Origin of the sequence: Agrobacterium vitis (assembly GCF_013337045.2) — a bacterium.
Classification (GTDB): domain Bacteria; phylum Pseudomonadota; class Alphaproteobacteria; order Rhizobiales; family Rhizobiaceae; genus Allorhizobium; species Allorhizobium vitis_B.
Genome location: NZ_CP118259.1, coordinates 2,060,626 through 2,077,582, shown reverse-complemented (window position 1 = coordinate 2,077,582; position 16,957 = coordinate 2,060,626). Strand labels below are relative to the sequence as shown.

Annotated in this window: 14 protein-coding genes and 1 other RNA gene; all 15 read left to right on the top strand. The window is 59.3% G+C overall.

Features of this window, described 5'->3' with window-relative positions:
- Positions 1–74: 74 nt before the first annotated feature.
- Positions 75–668 (top strand): lytic transglycosylase domain-containing protein, encoded by a 594-nt coding sequence (locus G6L01_RS10105; protein WP_070166440.1) that lies wholly within the window; start codon positions 75–77, stop codon positions 666–668.
- A 160-nt stretch (positions 669–828) separates the two neighbouring features.
- Positions 829–2,022 (top strand): NAD(P)/FAD-dependent oxidoreductase, encoded by a 1,194-nt coding sequence (locus G6L01_RS10100; protein WP_070166439.1) that lies wholly within the window; start codon positions 829–831, stop codon positions 2,020–2,022.
- Between the two features lie 50 nt (positions 2,023–2,072).
- Positions 2,073–2,472: RNase P RNA component class A (gene rnpB, locus G6L01_RS10095), an RNA gene on the top strand.
- A gap of 430 nt (positions 2,473–2,902) precedes the next feature.
- A complete protein-coding gene (mraZ, locus tag G6L01_RS10090; RefSeq protein ID WP_070166438.1) occupies positions 2,903–3,343 on the top strand; it encodes a division/cell wall cluster transcriptional repressor MraZ in 441 nt (146 codons plus the stop codon).
- 116 nt (positions 3,344–3,459) lie between these two features.
- Positions 3,460–4,485 (top strand): 16S rRNA (cytosine(1402)-N(4))-methyltransferase RsmH, encoded by a 1,026-nt coding sequence (rsmH, locus tag G6L01_RS10085; protein WP_070166437.1) that lies wholly within the window; start codon positions 3,460–3,462, stop codon positions 4,483–4,485.
- Positions 4,486–4,488: 3 nt separating this feature from the next.
- The gene (ftsL, locus tag G6L01_RS10080; protein ID WP_060717641.1) at positions 4,489–4,908 is read left to right on the top strand and encodes a cell division protein FtsL; all 420 of its coding nucleotides are present in this window, start codon (positions 4,489–4,491) and stop codon (positions 4,906–4,908) included.
- Positions 4,908–6,656, top strand: a complete 1,749-nt coding sequence (locus G6L01_RS10075) for a peptidoglycan D,D-transpeptidase FtsI family protein (RefSeq protein ID WP_070166436.1) — start codon at positions 4,908–4,910, stop codon at positions 6,654–6,656. The genes ftsL and G6L01_RS10075 overlap by 1 nt, the downstream gene beginning before the upstream one ends.
- A gap of 64 nt (positions 6,657–6,720) precedes the next feature.
- Positions 6,721–8,181 carry a UDP-N-acetylmuramoyl-L-alanyl-D-glutamate--2,6-diaminopimelate ligase gene (locus G6L01_RS10070; protein ID WP_070166435.1) on the top strand — a complete coding sequence of 487 codons (1,461 nt, stop codon included), beginning with the start codon at positions 6,721–6,723 and terminating at the stop codon, positions 8,179–8,181.
- Entirely contained in the window at positions 8,178–9,611 is a 1,434-nt protein-coding gene (locus G6L01_RS10065) for a UDP-N-acetylmuramoylalanyl-D-glutamyl-2,6-diaminopimelate--D-alanyl-D-alanine ligase (RefSeq protein ID WP_070166434.1), read from the top strand. The genes G6L01_RS10070 and G6L01_RS10065 overlap by 4 nt, the downstream gene beginning before the upstream one ends.
- A gap of 52 nt (positions 9,612–9,663) precedes the next feature.
- A complete protein-coding gene (gene mraY / locus G6L01_RS10060; RefSeq protein WP_060717637.1) occupies positions 9,664–10,764 on the top strand; it encodes a phospho-N-acetylmuramoyl-pentapeptide-transferase in 1,101 nt (366 codons plus the stop codon).
- A gap of 7 nt (positions 10,765–10,771) precedes the next feature.
- A complete protein-coding gene (gene murD / locus G6L01_RS10055) occupies positions 10,772–12,187 on the top strand; it encodes a UDP-N-acetylmuramoyl-L-alanine--D-glutamate ligase (protein WP_070166433.1) in 1,416 nt (471 codons plus the stop codon).
- A 1-nt stretch (position 12,188) separates the two neighbouring features.
- The gene (ftsW, locus tag G6L01_RS10050; RefSeq protein WP_015916506.1) at positions 12,189–13,343 is read left to right on the top strand and encodes a putative lipid II flippase FtsW; all 1,155 of its coding nucleotides are present in this window, start codon (positions 12,189–12,191) and stop codon (positions 13,341–13,343) included.
- Between the two features lie 18 nt (positions 13,344–13,361).
- Positions 13,362–14,483 carry an undecaprenyldiphospho-muramoylpentapeptide beta-N-acetylglucosaminyltransferase gene (gene murG, locus G6L01_RS10045; RefSeq protein WP_070166432.1) on the top strand — a complete coding sequence of 374 codons (1,122 nt, stop codon included), beginning with the start codon at positions 13,362–13,364 and terminating at the stop codon, positions 14,481–14,483.
- Entirely contained in the window at positions 14,480–15,895 is a 1,416-nt protein-coding gene (gene murC, locus G6L01_RS10040; RefSeq protein WP_070166431.1) for a UDP-N-acetylmuramate--L-alanine ligase, read from the top strand. The genes murG and murC overlap by 4 nt, the downstream gene beginning before the upstream one ends.
- The gene (gene murB, locus G6L01_RS10035; protein WP_070166430.1) at positions 15,892–16,866 is read left to right on the top strand and encodes a UDP-N-acetylmuramate dehydrogenase; all 975 of its coding nucleotides are present in this window, start codon (positions 15,892–15,894) and stop codon (positions 16,864–16,866) included. The genes murC and murB overlap by 4 nt, the downstream gene beginning before the upstream one ends.
- Positions 16,867–16,957 lie beyond the last annotated feature (91 nt).

Here is a 16,957-nt window from a genome sequence, read left to right as displayed (position 1 = left end):
GGGCAGTGGACGGGTAAATAGTGCGCTTTGCTGGCATCCGTGTCCGCCCCTTTGTCTGGAGACTGACCTTTTTCATGAAAACCTCGCTTTTCGCTGCCGCGGCATGCATCGCCGTTTCTATGTCTGCTGTTTCCCACGCCGAGGCTGCTGATACCGGCAAGGGCTTGACCCTGATGGACATGTTGCGTGCCAATAAACAGCAAGCCGACCTCGCCAAGCCCTTGGAGAAAACCAGGCTCTCGAATAAAACCGAGGCTGATGATCAGAAGGCCGATACCGGTGCGGCAACTGGCAAGGCACCCTATCACGCCCTGATTTCTTCCTATGCCAAGCAATATGGCGTGCCGGTGGAGCTGGCCAGCGCCGTGGTGAAGATCGAAAGCGGCTTCAATCCGAAAGCGCGCGGCACGCATGGCGAAGTTGGTCTGATGCAGATCAAGCCCGCCACCGCCCGCGCCATGGGCTATACCGGCACTGTCGCCGGGCTTTACGACCCTTCCACCAATCTCAAATACGGGATGAAATATCTCGCCATGGCCCACCAGCTCGGCGGCGGTGATACCTGCGGTGCCATCCTGCGCTACAATGCAGGCCACGGCGCGACCCGCATGAACCCGGTTTCCAAGCAATATTGCGGTCAGGTTGAAGCGGCGCTTGAAAACAGCTGAAAACCTGACAGCGTCCCTTCTGCCGATCATGTGGGTGAGACGGTTTGACGATCACGCAAGAACCGCAGTTTCTGCCGGTTCTTGCGTCAGATCAATCAAACTGAATGGCAAGTTTGATTGATAATGCTATCCAGTTGGCAAATCATTCTGGACGAGCGGCATGACGGATCAGGTCTTCAAATATCTCATTATCGGACGCGGTATGATGGGGGCGGCGGCAGCGCGGCACCTGGCCTTGCAAACGGATGGCGTGGCACTGGTTGGGCCGGATGAGCCTGCCGACAAGCAAAGCCACGAAGGCGTCTTTGCCAGCCATTACGACGAAGCCCGAATCACTCGCACCATCGATGGCGATCCTGTCTGGGCAAAGCTCGCACATGCGTCGATTGCCCGCTACAGTGAAATCGAACAGCAGAGCGGTATCCGGTTTTACCACGAAGCCGGTTGCCTGATTGTCGGGACGAGCCCGGATGGTCATTCCGACTATGTCGACAAGGCGGCGCGCGCTGCCGAAGGGCTTGGCATTTCAACACAGTCCTTCGACCATGCCGGTCTTGCTGAGCATTTCGGTTATTTCCGTTTCGAGCCTGTTTCCATTGGGATTTATGAGGCGCATCACGCCGGCTACGTCAATCCGCGCCGGTTGGTGGAGGCCCAGTCGCTGCTGGCGGCTCGGGCGGGAGCGTCTCTGATCAACGATGTGGTTATCGGCATTCGTGACGAGGGCGGACATGCGGTGGTCACGACCGCAGGCGGCAAGGCGTTGAAAGCCGAAAAGCTGCTGGTTGCCACGGGCGGGTTTTCCATTGCCGACACGTTGTTGCCGCGCCGGATCGATCTGTCGGTTTATGCCCGCACCGTTACCTTTTTCGAAATCGCCGATCAGGATCTGCCAGCCTATCACGGCATGCCGTCGCTCATTCACGAGCCGTCCAATCCGCGCGATCATATCTATCTGCTGCCACCGGTGCGCTATCCTGACGGTAAAACCTATCTCAAAATCGGCGGCGATCCCGATGATGTCAGGCTGAAGACGGAGCCCGAAATCCGAGCCTGGTTCAGGGGTGGCGGACGGGAAAGCGCCCGCGATCATCTGGCGCTCATTTGCAGATCGCTGGTGCCAGGAGTTGCTCAGGCGCCGGTGTCGATGGCACCCTGTGTGACCTCCTTTACGGGGAGCGGCTATCCGGCCATCGGGTTTAGCGACAGCCCGCGCATCGCCGTTCTGACCGGTGGCTGCGGGGCGGCGGCGAAAAGCTCGGATGAAATTGGCCGTTTGGGTGCCGAGTTTATCCTGCGCGGCACGATTGCGCATGAGGGTTATGATGCAGATTTCACCCCTGTTTTCGTCTGAGCGGATGATTTCGGTGGCTTTCTCCAGATGTCTCCGTTAATCACGCCGAACCAGTCGGCCGGGCAGCCGCGCTTTACCAATGCCGAAAGGCGGTAGGGTGAGGAAAGTCCGGGCTCCACGGAAACACGGTGCCGGATAACGTCCGGCGAGGGCGACCTCAGGGAAAGTGCCACAGAAAGCAGACCGCCCCGTTTATCGGGGTCAGGGTGAAAGGGTGGGGTAAGAGCCCACCGCGTTCCTGGTGACAGGGACGGCATGGTAAACCCCACCGGGAGCAAGACCGAATAGGGATGACGCGGGTGCAACGCAAGTTGCGCTACAGCCGGTTTTCGGGCCAGTCATCCGGGTGGGTTGCGAGAGGCGGTGCGCAAGTATCGTCCCAGATGAATGGCTGCCACGTTCCGGGAAACCGGGGCCATACAGAACCCGGCTTACAGGCCGACTGGTGTTTCCTATCGCGGGCCGCTCAAAGGCGTCGCTTCGGGTTGAAAAAGCAAAGGCGCACCCGCGTCATTTTTGCCTTCACCTTCTAATTTACATTTATTTTCAAGTGCTTAAAAAGCATGCTTGCGGATATAGGTAGTTTGCTGCCCGCAAGCCGTAATAACTATTCATTAATCTTAACGGGTTATAAATTTCCGATGCAGTAGACTGGTTTGCCAACCCTAATCCCATTGACGCCCATGGTGTCCCATGTTATCCCATAATTGCACTGCCGAGGGGCGAATAACGGCCCCGACATGCGAAACTGCGAAGCAGGTCCTGAAGGGCTATTTTTCCTGTTTCGACCTTGCGGCAATGGGCATGCCTGCTCGGGTGTATCAATGGAAATGCGGATGTGTGGGCCGCGTAGATGGGAAAAGGGCGGCGGTAAAGCGTTATGAACCGCTTCTTGTCCAATGCGACGAACCGGATCGATGCGAAGGGGCGGGTTTCCGTTCCGGCGGCGTTTCGTGCTGTTCTGGTGGGGCGGGGCATTCAGGAGCTTTATTGCTTCCAGGATTTCACCTTTCCGGCGATCAGTATCGGTGGTCCGGATCTGTTGGAGCGCTACGAACGGCAAATTGTCGGCGAGGATCCGTTTTCGCCGGTTGCCAACGAAATGTCGCTTCTCGTACATGGGGGCGGCGTTTTCATGCGCCTCGACAGCGAGGGGCGTCTGATGGTCACGGATTTTATCCGCGACTTTACGGGGATTGCGTCCGAGGTGACCTTTGTCGGTCGCTCGGATCATTTTCAAGTGTGGCAGCCGCAGGCGTTTCACGAGGCGCAGGCGGCGGCAAGAAGGGGACTTGGTCTGAAGAGGGCGGGGTCCAGTTAGAGCATTTCCAGGAAAAGTGGAAACCGGTTTTCCGTCCTGAAATGCGCAAATGCAATGATGTAGACTATCTCCACTTTTCAAAGAAAAGTGGAGATAGTTTGAGACGGAGAAGCGGAATGGTGACGGATCTTGGCGGAGGGTATGCTGAAGCCGAAGGCGGACCGGTCCGTCACATTCCGGTTCTTCTCGAGCCTGTCATAGATGCCCTCGAGCCCTCTGCCGGTAAGGTTATCCTGGATGGCACGTTTGGAGCGGGTGGTTATACCTCAGCCATTCTCGATACTGGCGCTGATGTAATCGCGCTCGACCGTGATCCGAACGCCATTGCTGGCGGTCAAGCCATGGTCGCCTCTCGGGCGGGTCATCTCACGCTTCACCATACCCGGTTTTCCACGCTGGATAATTTTGCCCCCGAAGGCGGGCTGGATGGCATCGTGCTGGATATAGGCGTCTCCTCCATGCAGATTGATGAGGCCGAGCGTGGGTTTTCCTTCCAGCGCAACGGGCCGCTCGATATGCGGATGTCCGGCACGGGCGTGTCTGCCGCCGATGTCGTCAACCGGGCCAAGGTTGGTGACCTCATCAGGATTTTCGGCTTTCTGGGCGAAGAAAAGCAATCCGGCCGCATTGCGCGCGCCATCGAAAAGCGCCGCGTCAATCATCCTTTCCAGACCACACGCGATCTGGCGGGCATGATCGAGATCGTGACGCCGCGCAAGGCGAAGGACAAGATACATCCGGCGACGCGGGTGTTTCAGGCCTTGCGGGTCTTCGTCAATGATGAGCTTGGCGAATTGGCCGAGGCACTGTTTGCTGCCGAGCGGGCCTTGAAGCCGGGTGGGCGGCTGGTTGTCGTCACCTTTCATTCGCTTGAAGATCGTATCGTCAAGAAATTCTTTTCAGACCGTTCCGGCAAGGCCGCCGGTTCGCGCCATATGCCTATGGCGTTCGAGCGCCCGGCAACCTTTGAGCCGGTCGGTAAGGGAATGGTGACAGCCACAGAAGAGGAGGCCGAGATCAATCCTCGTGCCCGTTCTGCAAAACTACGCGCGGGCATCCGTACCGCACATCCAGCCATGAAGGCCGATTTTTCCATTTTCGATTTGCCGGATCTTGCGGAAATCGAACGGTTGGGGGCCTGAACCATGTTGCGAACCTTTGACATCGTGATGATTGGCGCCATGGCGGCAGCGGCAGCCGTAACGTACCAGATCAAGCACAATACCGATGAGAAAGTGCAGGATCTGAAGCGTATCGAAGCCGAGATCAAGCTGGAGAAGGATACGATCGAGCTTCTCCAGGCTGACTGGGCCTTGTTGACCCAGCCGAATCGTCTCGAAAAACTGGCCAATACCTTTGGTCAGGAGCTGAAGCTCCAGCAGACCGATCCCAACCAGTTGGCGCGAGCCAATGAATTGCCGATGCTGAAATCCCAGGTGCCTGTGGTACAGGCCCCGGCGGCCAAGACAGGCGGTCCCAAGATCGCGGATGGCATTAAGATGGTGAATGGTAAACCGGTCCCCGTGCCGATGGATAAGGTCATAACCGGATCGGTGAAACGCTGATGACTTTTCTTTCTCGCATGATGCTCCTGAAAAGCCGGGCCCATTTCTCCACCGATGTGCGCCGTGGCGCCGTGCGCGGCAAGGGCCGTGCGTTCGAAGGCGCTGGCAAGCGCAAGGCCGATATGGCCAAGCGCCGCGTCGGCCTGCTGATCCTCGGTTTCACGCTGGTCTATGGCGTGATTGGCGGTCGGCTGGTGCAATACGGCTATGCCCATCCCGAAAGCACCTCCAGCATCATGCCGCCGGATCGGCTGATGGCGGCGCGTCCCGATATTCTCGATCGCAATGGCCAGGTTCTGGCCACCGATATCAGGACGGTGTCGCTGTTTGCAGAGCCGCATAAGATTGTCGATGTGGATGAAGCCGTCGAAAAGCTGCAAACGGTGCTGGCTGATCTCGATAGCCGCGACACCTACAAGAAACTCTCGTCGAAATCGCATTTCCAGTGGCTTCGCCGTCAGTTGACGCCCAAGCAGCAGAGCCAGATCTTGGCGCTGGGCATTCCCGGCATTGGCTTCCGTCCGGAAATTCGCCGTTTCTATCCCGGCGGTTCCACGGCGGCCCATATTGTCGGTTTCGTCAATATCGACAATCGCGGCATGGCCGGGATGGAAAAATATATCGACAATCAGGGCCTGGCGGATCTGGCCGATCTCGGCATGACCAGCAATGCGCCGCTGGAACCGGTCAAGCTTTCCATCGACCTGCGTGTCCAGAATATCGTGCATGACGTGGTGGCGGCAGCCCAGGTGAATTTCAAGGCCAAGTCGGCGGGTGCCGTGGTGCTGGATGTCGAGACCGGCGAAGTGCTGGGCATGGCGTCCTATCCCGATTTCGACCCCAACAAGCCCGAGGAAGGCGCTAAGGAAGGCTGGTTGAACCGGATGTCGAACGGTACGTTCGAAATGGGCTCGACCTTTAAATCTTTCACGATGGCGATGGGGCTTGATACCGGTCGGGTGAAGCTGACCGACGTGTTCGATGCACGCTATCCACTGAAAATCGGTGGATTTACCATTCACGACTTTCACGGCCAGAGCAAATTCCTGAGCGTTCCCGATATTTTCAAATATTCCTCCAATATCGGCACGGCAAAGATCATCGACGTGGTCGGTATTCCCGAGCAGAAGGAATACCTGAACCGTCTCGGTCTTCTGACCAAGATGAAGACGGAACTGCCGGAAGTAAAAATGCCGTCTCAGCCACGGGGCGAGTGGAAGAAGATCAGCTCGGTCACCATTTCATTTGGTCACGGTGTTGCAACGACGCCGCTGCAGACGGCGGTTGCCGGTGCGGCACTCATCAATGGCGGCAAACTGATCCAGCCGACATTCCTGCCGCGCACTGTGGATGAGGCCAATGAAGTGGCCGAGGCGGTGCTTAAGCCATCCACCAGCGCCGATATGCGTTATCTCTTTGAATATAACGGCATTAACGGTTCCGGTCGTGGCGCGCGCGTCCCCGGTCTCGATGTCGGCGGCAAAACGGGGACAGCCGATAAGGTCGTCAACGGTCGCTACGATAACAAGCTGAATTTCAACGCATTTCTGGGTGCCTTCCCGATGAGCAAGCCGCGCTATGTGGTTCTAAGCTTTATCGACGAACCCTTGAGCGGCGAGGGTGGAGGAACGATTTCCGCCTTTACCGCTTTGCCGATCGTGCGTGACGTTATTCGCAGAACGGCCCCAATTCTCGGTGTAGAACCCAATTATGGTCAGGTGGGCAATGATATGCTCGTCTCATATTGAGGGTGATTGATTCGCCGTTGCCGCAGGGCTCTGCTCCTGCTGCGCGGCAGGGGACAGGTAGACGATGAAATTGCGAGATCTCGCCAGCGGCGATTTTGGGGATCTGACCGGACCACTGGATGGTCTGGTTGGCGACGTTGAAATCACCGGCCTAACCGCCGACAGCCGCAAGGTTGAACCCGGCATGCTGTTCGTGGCCTTGCAAGGCGTCAAGGCCGATGGCGCGGGTTTCGTTGCCGATGCGGTAGCGCGGGGCGCTGCTGCCGTGCTCTCCGGTTCTCATCTGGATATTGCCGTTCCGGCTCTGGTTACCGACCAGCCGCGCCACGCGCTGGCACGTCTTGCCGCCCGCTTCTATTCCGGTCAGCCGGAAACCATGGTGGCGGTAACCGGCACGGCGGGCAAGACATCGGTTGCCTCTTTCACCCGCCAGATCTGGGCGTATGCCGGGCTTGCCAGTGCGCAGATTGGCACGACCGGGGTGATTTCCCCAACTCGCAGCGATTACGGTTCGCTGACCACGCCCGATCCGGTTGCCCTGCACCAATTGCTGGCAGACCTTGCGCAAGAGGGCGTGACCCACGCGGCCATGGAAGCCTCCAGCCATGGTCTCGACCAGAGCCGGTTGGATGGTGTGCGGCTTGCCGCTGCCGCCTTTACCAATCTTGGCCGCGACCATATGGATTATCATCCAACCGTTGCCGATTACATGGCCGCCAAGATGCGCCTGTTCGACACCCTGCTGCCCAAGGGGTCTCCTGCGGTGATCTTTGCCGATGACGAATGGTCGGCGGAAGCAATCCGGGTGGCAAGGCAGGCGGGTCATGATGTGCGCACCGTTGGCCGGGCCGGGGATTTTCTCAGCCTGAAACGGGTCGAGCACTTCCGCCACAAGCAGATTGCCGAAATTCATCATCAAGGCGCGATTTATGAGGTTGATCTGCCGCTGGCGGGGGATTTCCAGATTGCCAATGCGCTGGTGTCCGCCGGTCTTGCCATTTCCACCGGCGTCGAGGTTTCGGTTGCTCTGAAAGCACTGGAAAAACTGCAAGGCGCTTCGGGCCGCCTGGAACTGGTGGGGCAGGCGAAAAGCGGTGCGCTCGCCTATGTCGATTACGCTCATAAGCCGGATGCCTTGGAAAAGGTGCTGACGGCGGTCAGGCCCTTTACCAGCGGCAGGATTATCGTGGTGTTTGGCTGTGGCGGCGACCGCGACAAGGGCAAACGCCCAATCATGGGCGAGATCGCCGACCGGCTGGCCGATATCGTTATCGTCACCGATGACAATCCACGTTCGGAAGTGGCGGCCACCATTCGCGGTGAGGTGATGGCGGCCTCTCCGAAAGGTATTGAGATCGGTGACCGCGCCCAGGCAATCCGCGCCGGTGTGGCAATGCTTGCGACCGGCGATACGCTGATTGTTGCTGGCAAGGGCCATGAAGAGGGCCAGATTGTCGGCGCGCAGACGCTGCCGTTTTCCGATCACGCCGAAATCCGCAAAGCCATGGAGGAGTTTCACCCTTGACCTTGCTCTGGACCATCGAAGATCTGGTTGCGGCCATGATCGGACGCCCGGTCGGTACCATGCCGCCGGGCATTACCGGCATTTCCATCGACAGCCGCAGCATCCAGCCCGGAGAAGCCTTTTTCGCCATCAAGGGCGATAGGGTGGACGGGCATGATTATGCCAGCATCGCCGTGGCGAATGGCGCGGCGCTGATGGTGGTCAACGAGGCCAAACTGCCAGCGCTCGGCCGGTTGACCGTGCCAATGATCGTCGTTGACGATGTGTTGCAGGCGCTGGGAAGGCTTGCCATCGCTGCCCGCGCCCGCTCAAGGGCAAGGATCGTGGCTGTGACCGGCTCAGTCGGCAAGACGACGACCAAGGAAATGCTGCGTCAGGTGCTTGCACCGTCAGGTGAAGTGCACGCGGCTGTTGCCTCCTTCAACAATCACTGGGGCGTGCCGCTGACGCTGGCGCGGATGCCAGCCAGCGCGCAATTCGGTGTGTTTGAGATCGGCATGAATCATTCCGGCGAAATCACCCCGTTGGTGCAGATGGTCCGCCCGCATCTGGCTGTTATCACCACCATTGCGCCTGCCCATCTCGGCAATTTCGCCAGCGTCGATGAGATCGCCGATGCCAAGGCGGAAATCTTTTCCGGTGTCGCGGCCAATGGCGGCGTGCTTTTAAACCACGACAATCCCTATTTCGAGTATCTGGAACACAAGGCGCAGGAAGCGGGCATCACCCACATCCATTCCTTCGGCCAGCATGCCAAGGCGGAATTCCGGCTGGCAGAATTTGATGGCGCTGCCGAAAGCTCGACCGCCTGGGCAATTATCGATGGCGAGACCCGTGAAGTGGTGATTGCGGCGCCTGGCCGTCACATCGCTGAAAACGCCATGGCGGCGCTGGGCGCGGCCCGTCTTCTGGGTGCCGATCTTGACGGTGCGGTCGATGCACTGAGCCGCTTGTCGCCTGTCAAGGGCCGGGGGGAGCGCCATCGTCTGCGCTGTGCCTCGGGTCTCTTCACGCTAATTGATGAAAGCTATAACGCCAACCCCGCCTCTATGCGTGCCGCGATTGCCGTCCTGGCCGCCGCCCAGCCGCGTGGCGAGGGTCGTCGCATCGCGGTGCTTGGCGATATGCTGGAGATGGGCGAGTTTTCTGAAGAATTGCACGCCGATCTGGCTGGCCCTCTGCTGGCCGCCGGGATCGAGCATGTCTGGCTGGCCGGACCCGCCATGGCGGCACTGCGCGCGCAATTGCCGGAGACCGTTTCCGTTGCGTCTTTCGACACCGCTGAAGATCTGGCCGCTTTTGCCGTCGCCTCTGTTCACGGTGGTGATGTGGTGATGGTCAAGTCGTCGCTGGGCATCGGTTTTGGCAAGATTGTCGCGGCTTTGCTTGACAAGTATCCCCCATTGGACGACACCCGCCGCCCAGAATAGGCTAATGCCGGACCCGCGTCGCGGGCTGGATAGATGTTAGAAAGTGCCTTTGATGCTGATTTGGCTCGTCGAACTCGCAAACCACGTACAATTTTTCAACCTGTTCCGGTACATCACCTTCCGGACCGGGGCGGCGATGTTCACGGCAGCCTTGATCGTCTTCCTGTTTGGACCGAAGATCATCGCCTCTCTCAAAGTGCGCCAGGGCAAGGGCCAGCCGATCCGCGCCGACGGGCCGCAGACCCATTTCAAGAAATCCGGTACGCCAACCATGGGCGGGTTGATGATTCTGGCGGGTATTGTCGGCTCCTCACTGCTTTGGGCTGATCTGTCCAATGTCTATGTGGTGGCAACACTGCTGGTGACGCTGGGTTTCGGTGCCATCGGCTTTTACGACGACTACCTGAAAGTCACCAAACAGTCGGACAAGGGCTTTTCCGGCAAGGCGCGGCTGGCCATCGAGTTTCTGATTGCCGGTATCGCGGTATTTTTCATGATGGAAGCGGCAAAGATTTCCGCGCCGCAAGGCCCGCATCTGGCGACCTCCATCGCGTTTCCGTTCTTCAAGGATGCGCTGCTCAATGTCGGTTATTTCTTCATCGTGTTTGGCGGCTTCGTCATCGTCAGCGCCGGGAATGCCGTCAACCTGACGGACGGGCTGGACGGTTTGGCCATTGTGCCTGTGATGATCGCCTCGGCGGCCTTCGGGCTGATTGCCTATCTCGCCGGTAATGCGGTGTTCTCAGGATATTTGCAGATCAATTTCGTGCCGGGCACCGGCGAACTGGCCGTCATTCTCGGCGCGGTCATCGGGGCCGGACTTGGCTTCCTGTGGTTCAATGCGCCGCCAGCGGCAATTTTCATGGGCGATACCGGTTCGCTGGCTTTGGGCGGGTTGATCGGCACGGTGGCGGTTGCCACCAAGCACGAGATCGTCATGGTAATCATCGGCGGGCTGTTCGTCATGGAAACCCTGTCGGTCATCATCCAGGTGTTCTGGTACAAGCGCACCAAGAAGCGTGTGTTTCTGATGGCGCCGATCCATCATCATTTCGAAAAGAAGGGCTGGACGGAAAGCCAGGTCGTCATCCGGTTCTGGATCATTGCTGTCGGCCTTGCCATGCTGGGCCTTGCCACGCTGAAGCTGCGGTGAGGGCGCGATGATCCCGGTCACCAGCTTTTCCAATTGCAGCGTCGCCCTGTTCGGGCTTGGCGGCTCCGGCCTCGCCACGGCTCGCGCCCTGGTGGCTGGTGGGGCAGCGGTGACGGTCTGGGATGACAATCCTGACAGCGTTGAGAAAGCGCGGGCAGAAGGGCTGGAGGCGCGGGATCTGCGCCAAATCGACTGGAGCGGGCTTTCCGCCTTTGTCTTGTCGCCGGGCGTGCCGCTGACCCATCCAAAACCGCATTGGACTGTGGACCTGGCAAAGGCAGCAGGCGTCGAGATCATCGGCGATATCGAGCTTTTCGTGCGCGAGCGTCGGGCGAAAGCGCCAGATTGCCCGTTCATCGCCATTACCGGCACCAATGGCAAATCGACCACCACGGCGCTGATCGGTCATATTCTTCGCCACAACGGCTATGACGTGCAGATGGGCGGCAATATCGGCACGGCGGTGCTGACCCTGGAGCCACCTGCACCTGATCGTTATTATGTGGTGGAATGCTCGTCTTACCAGATCGATCTTGCCCCCGGCATTGATCCGACGGCGGGCATTCTCCTCAACCTCACCCCCGACCATCTCGACCGCCACGGCAGCATGGAGAGTTATGCGGCGGTGAAGGAGCGGCTGGTGTCTGGCAGCGGTGTGGCGATCATCGGCGTCGATGACGCTTATTGCCTTGAGATCGCCACACGGCTCGAAGAGGCGGGCAAAGAGGTCGTGCGGATTTCCAAGGGCCAGCCTTTGACCGACGGTCTTTACAATGACGGCCAGCGGATTATGCGTGGCTCGGGTGGAGCCGCCGATCTGATCGCCGACCTGAACGGGATCGCCACGCTGCGTGGCAGCCACAATGCTCAGAACGCGGCAACGGCCATTGCCGCTTGCCTGACGGTCGGTTTATCGAAAGAGCAAATCCAGGCTGGCTTGTCCTCCTTTGCAGGGTTGAAACACCGGATGCAGCCTGTCGGGCGGCGGGGACATGTGGTGTTCGTCAATGACAGCAAGGCGACCAATGCCGAGGCGTCTGCACCGGCCTTGTCCAGTTACGAGCGGATCTACTGGATTGCTGGCGGCCTGCCCAAGCAAGGCGGGATTGCCAGCCTTTCGCCGCTGTTTGCGCGCATTGCCAAGGCCTATCTGATCGGCGAGGCGGCGTCCGGCTTTGCCGCCACGCTCGGCAATGCCGTTCCTTACGAAATTTCCGGCACGCTGGACCGGGCGCTTGCCCATGCCAGCGCCGATGCGCAAGACGATATGAACGGCGGCGAGGTTGCGGTGATGCTCTCCCCGGCTTGCGCAAGCTTCGACCAGTACAAGAATTTTGAAGTCAGGGGCGAAGCCTTCGTTTCGCTGGTAGCCGGGCTTGACGATGTGACGATGCTGATCCAACAGGCTTCAGGAGAGACATGACATGGTAAGCCGTGCAGAACGTGGAGCTTTGGCGGATTGGTTCTGGACCATCGACCGGCTCTTTCTGGTAACATTCATCGTGCTTCTCGGCATTGGCTTCATGCTGTCCTTTGCCGCGTCTCCAGCGGTGGCTGAGCGCATCGGGCTGGACAGTTTCCATTTTGTGCGCCGTCAGGCCGCCTTTACCATTCCTTGTCTTGCGACCATGGTCGGCCTGTCCTTCCTGTCTCCCCGGCAGGTGCGCCGCGCCGCTGTCCTCATCCTGCTTGCCTCGATCGCCTTGATGATCCTGGCGCTGTTCTTCGGGCCGGAGGTCAAGGGCGCGCATCGCTGGATCAATTTCGGCAGCCTGTCGATCCAGCCTTCGGAATTCATGAAGCCCGCCTTCGTGGTGGTTTGCGCCTGGCTGTTTGCCGAACATGCCCGCCAGCCGGATATTCCGGGCAATTTCTTTGCTATCCTGCTGTTCATGGTCGTCGTGGCGCTATTGATGGTCCAGCCGGATTTCGGCCAGACCATCCTGACCTCCGTGGTGTGGAGCGGCATGTTCTTCATGGCGGGCGTGCCGTGGATCTTCATCATCGTGCTGGCCCTGGTCGGTGGGGCTGGTTCGACGATTGCCTATTACACCATGCCGCACGTGGCTGGCCGTATCGACCGCTTTCTGACCGGCGAGGGCGATACGTTCCAGGTGGATACGGCGCGTGAGGCGATTATTCGCGGCAACTGGTTTGGGGTCGGGCCGGGTGAAGGCATCGTCAAGCGGATCATTCCCGATGCCCATACCGACTTCATCTTTTCGGTGGCTGCCGAGGAGTTCGGCATTATTTTCTGCCTGCTGCTGGTGTCGATCTTCGCCTTTCTGGTCATTCGCGGTCTCGGCCATGCCTTTCGTGAACGCAATGACTTCAATCGGTTCGCGGTGGCTGGCCTGATCCTGCAAATCGGTGTGCAGTCGATGATCAATATCGGCGTCAACCTGGAACTCCTGCCCGCCAAGGGCATGACGCTGCCCTTGATCTCCTATGGTGGGTCTTCCATGGTGGCGATCGGAGTGACAGCGGGCTTCATTCTGGCGCTGACGCGCCACCGGCCGGAAAAGCGCTCGCAGGAGCGACGCTTGTTCAGGTCGGTCCAGGGTGTTCCAGCAGAATAGGGGCCAGCGGAGTAAATCATGACCAAAGGTCTCATTCTTCTTGCCGCCGGGGGAACCGGCGGCCATCTGTTTCCAGCCGAGGCGCTGGCTCATGAACTGAGGGCCAGGGGCTATAGCGTGCATCTGGTGACGGATAGCCGCGCCGAGCGCTATGCGGGCAAGTTCCCAGCCGACGCCATCCATGTCGTGCCTTCTGCCACCATCAGCTCGAAAAATCCGATTGCCGTCGCGAAAGCGCTTTTGACCTTGTGGCGCGGTTATCGTGCCGCTCGCACCCTGATCGCAGGCTTGAAGCCTCAAGTGGTGATCGGGTTTGGCGGCTATCCGACCATCCCGCCCTTGCTAGCGGCGCGCGCGCTTGGTGTTGCCACGGTTATCCATGAGCAGAACGCTGTGATGGGCCGGGCCAACCGGTTTCTGGCGCCAAGGGTCAAGGCCATTGCCGGTGGCTTCTTGCCAGCGGGCGGTGCCTATGCCGACAAGACCGTGGTGACTGGCAATCCTGTGCGGCCTGCCGTGTTGGCGGCCTCCAAGACGGATTATCAGCCGTCCGGCGATGGCGATCCATTCGAACTTGTGGTGTTTGGCGGCAGCCAGGGCGCCCAGCATTTTTCCAATGCCGTGCCGAGCGCCATCTGCATTCTGGACGACGTGTTGCGCGCGCGCCTGCGGATAACGCAGCAGGCACGGCTGGAAGATGCCGACCGGGTGAAGGCGCTTTATGAGAAGTTGAAGGTTCCCGCGTCGGTCTCGCCGTTCTTCGGCGATATGGCGGAACGGATCGGCGCATCGCAAATGGTGATTTCCCGCTCCGGCGCGTCTACCGTATCGGAGTTGGGCGTGATTGGTCGCCCTGCGGTGCTGGTTCCCTATCCCTATGCGCTGGATCACGACCAGGCCGCCAATGCGGCGGCGATTTCCGGTCAGGGTGGTGCGGTTGTCGTGCCGCAATCGGATCTGACGCCGGAAAAGCTGTCGGCGTTGTTGAAGGACTGGATGACCAGCCCGGCCAAACTGGCCCAAATGGCGGCCTCGGCGCGAAGTGCGGGACAACCGCTGGCAGCAGGCTTGCTTGCTGATCTGGTTCAGACTATTGCCGAAGGCAAGGACGTGAAGACTATGAAGGACGTGAAAGCATGAAAATGCCGAAGAGCATCGGTCTGGTGCATTTCATCGGGATCGGCGGGATCGGCATGAGCGGCATTGCCGAAGTGCTGCACAATCTCGGCCATCGGGTACAGGGATCGGATCAGGCCGAAAGCGCCAATGTGCAGCGCCTGCGTGCCAAGGGCATCGAGGTGTTTGTTGGCCACAAGCCGGAGAACCTTGGTGATGCCGAGGTCGTTGTCGTTTCCACCGCCATCAAGAAAGACAATCCCGAACTGGTGGCCGCGCGTGAAAAGCTGCTGCCAGTGGTGCGTCGCGCCGAAATGCTCGCCGAGCTGATGCGGTTCCGAAATGCCATCGCCATTGGCGGCACGCATGGCAAGACGACGACCACCTCGATGGTGGCGGCGCTGCTTGAGGCGGGCCAGCTCGATCCGACTGTGATCAATGGCGGCATTATCAATGCCTATGGCACCAATGCCCGCATGGGTGAGGGTGAGTGGATGGTGGTTGAGGCTGACGAATCGGACGGCACTTTCCTGAAACTGCCTGCCGATGTGGCTGTTGTCACCAATATCGACCCGGAGCATCTGGACCATTATGGCAATTTTGACGCCGTGCGTGCCGCGTTTCGGCAGTTCGTCGAGAATGTGCCGTTCTACGGTTTTGGGGTCATGTGCCTCGATCACCCCGAAGTGCAGGCGCTGGTTGGCCGGATCGAGGACCGTAAGGTCGTCACCTATGGTGAAAACCCGCAGGCCGATGTGCGGTTTTTCAATGTGCGCAACGAAGGCACCAAGTCGATTTTCGATGTGGAAATCCGCCGTCGCCGCACGGGCCGTGTTTTCAACTTCAAAGACCTGACCCTGCCGATGCCGGGCCGCCACAATATTTCCAATGCTTGCGCGGCCATTGCCGTCGCCAACCGGCTGGATATTTCCGAGGAAGCAATCCGCAAGGGCCTGTCCACGTTCGGCGGCGTCAAGCGGCGCTTCACCTTGACCGGCACATGGAACGGCGTGCAGGTGTTTGACGATTACGGCCACCATCCGGTGGAAATCAAGGCCGTGCTGAAGGCGGCCCGCGAGAGCTGCAAGGGCCGGATCATCGCCGTGCATCAGCCGCATCGCTTCTCGCGTTTGTCGAGTCTATTCGAGGATTTCGCCAATTGCTTCAACGATGCCGATAGTATTCTGTTGTCGCCAGTTTATGCTGCGGGAGAAGATCCCATCGAGGGCATCGATTCTGAAGCGCTGGTATCGCGCATCCGATCGGGCGGCCATCGCGATGTGCGCTATTTGGCCTCACCGGATCAGCTGGCAGGGATCATTTCGGCCATTGCACAGCCGGGTGACTTTGTGGTCCTGTTGGGGGCTGGAAATATTACACAATGGGCAGCGGCGCTGCCTTCAGAATTGCAAGCGCTTTCGGGAAAATCGGAATGAAACAGGTGGATGGGGAAAAGCTGCTGGCCCGCTTGGGGCCGGGTGTGGATGCGCTGCGGGGACGGTTGACACCGGACGCGCCGATGGACCGGGTGACGTGGTTCCAGGCGGGCGGTTTGGCGGAACTGATGTTCCAGCCGCACGACAGGGACGATCTGGTCACCTTCCTGAAACTGCTGCCCGATGATGTGCCGCTCACCGTTGTCGGTGTCGGCTCCAACCTTTTGGTGCGCGATGGCGGTATTCCCGGCGTGGTGATCCGCCTGTCGGCCAAGGGGTTTGGCGGCCTTGAGCTGGAAGGCGAAAACCGCATCCGCGCCGGTGCCATCTGCCCGGACAAGCATATCGCCGCCATGGCGATGGACAACAATATCGGCGGGTTCGCGTTCTACTATGGCATTCCCGGCTCGATCGGCGGTGCGCTCAGGATGAATGCTGGCGCCAATGGCGGCGAGACGGCAGAGCGGGTGGTTGAGGTCGAGGCCGTGGATCGCCAGGGCAATCTGCATGTGCTGTCCAAGGCTGACATGGGCTATGGTTACCGTCACTCCTCGGCACCGGAAAGTTTGATCTTCATCAGCGGTCTGTTTGAGGGCTTCCCCCAGGAGAAATCCGCGATCCGGGCTGAAATGGACGCCGTGCGCCAGCACCGCGAAACCGTGCAGCCGGTCAAGGAAAAGACTGGTGGCTCGACCTTCAAAAATCCGGAAGGCCATTCCGCCTGGGAATTGATCGATGAAGTCGGCGGACGCGGTCTGATGATCGGTGGCGCACAAATGTCGTCGCTGCATTGCAATTTCATGATCAATGTCGGCCATGCCACGGCCTACGATCTCGAATATCTGGGCGAGACCATTCGTGGTCAGGTATTCGAACAGTCCGGCATCAAGCTGCAATGGGAAATCAAGCGCCTCGGCCTGTTCATGCCCGGCAGCGAAGTGCGGCCCTTCATGGGCGTGACGAGCGAATAAACTCAACAGCGAATTCATAAAAAACGCCGCCAGGTGAATCACTTGGCGGCGTTTTTTGTTGTTCAGAATCTGATTCAATATCGCCAGAAGA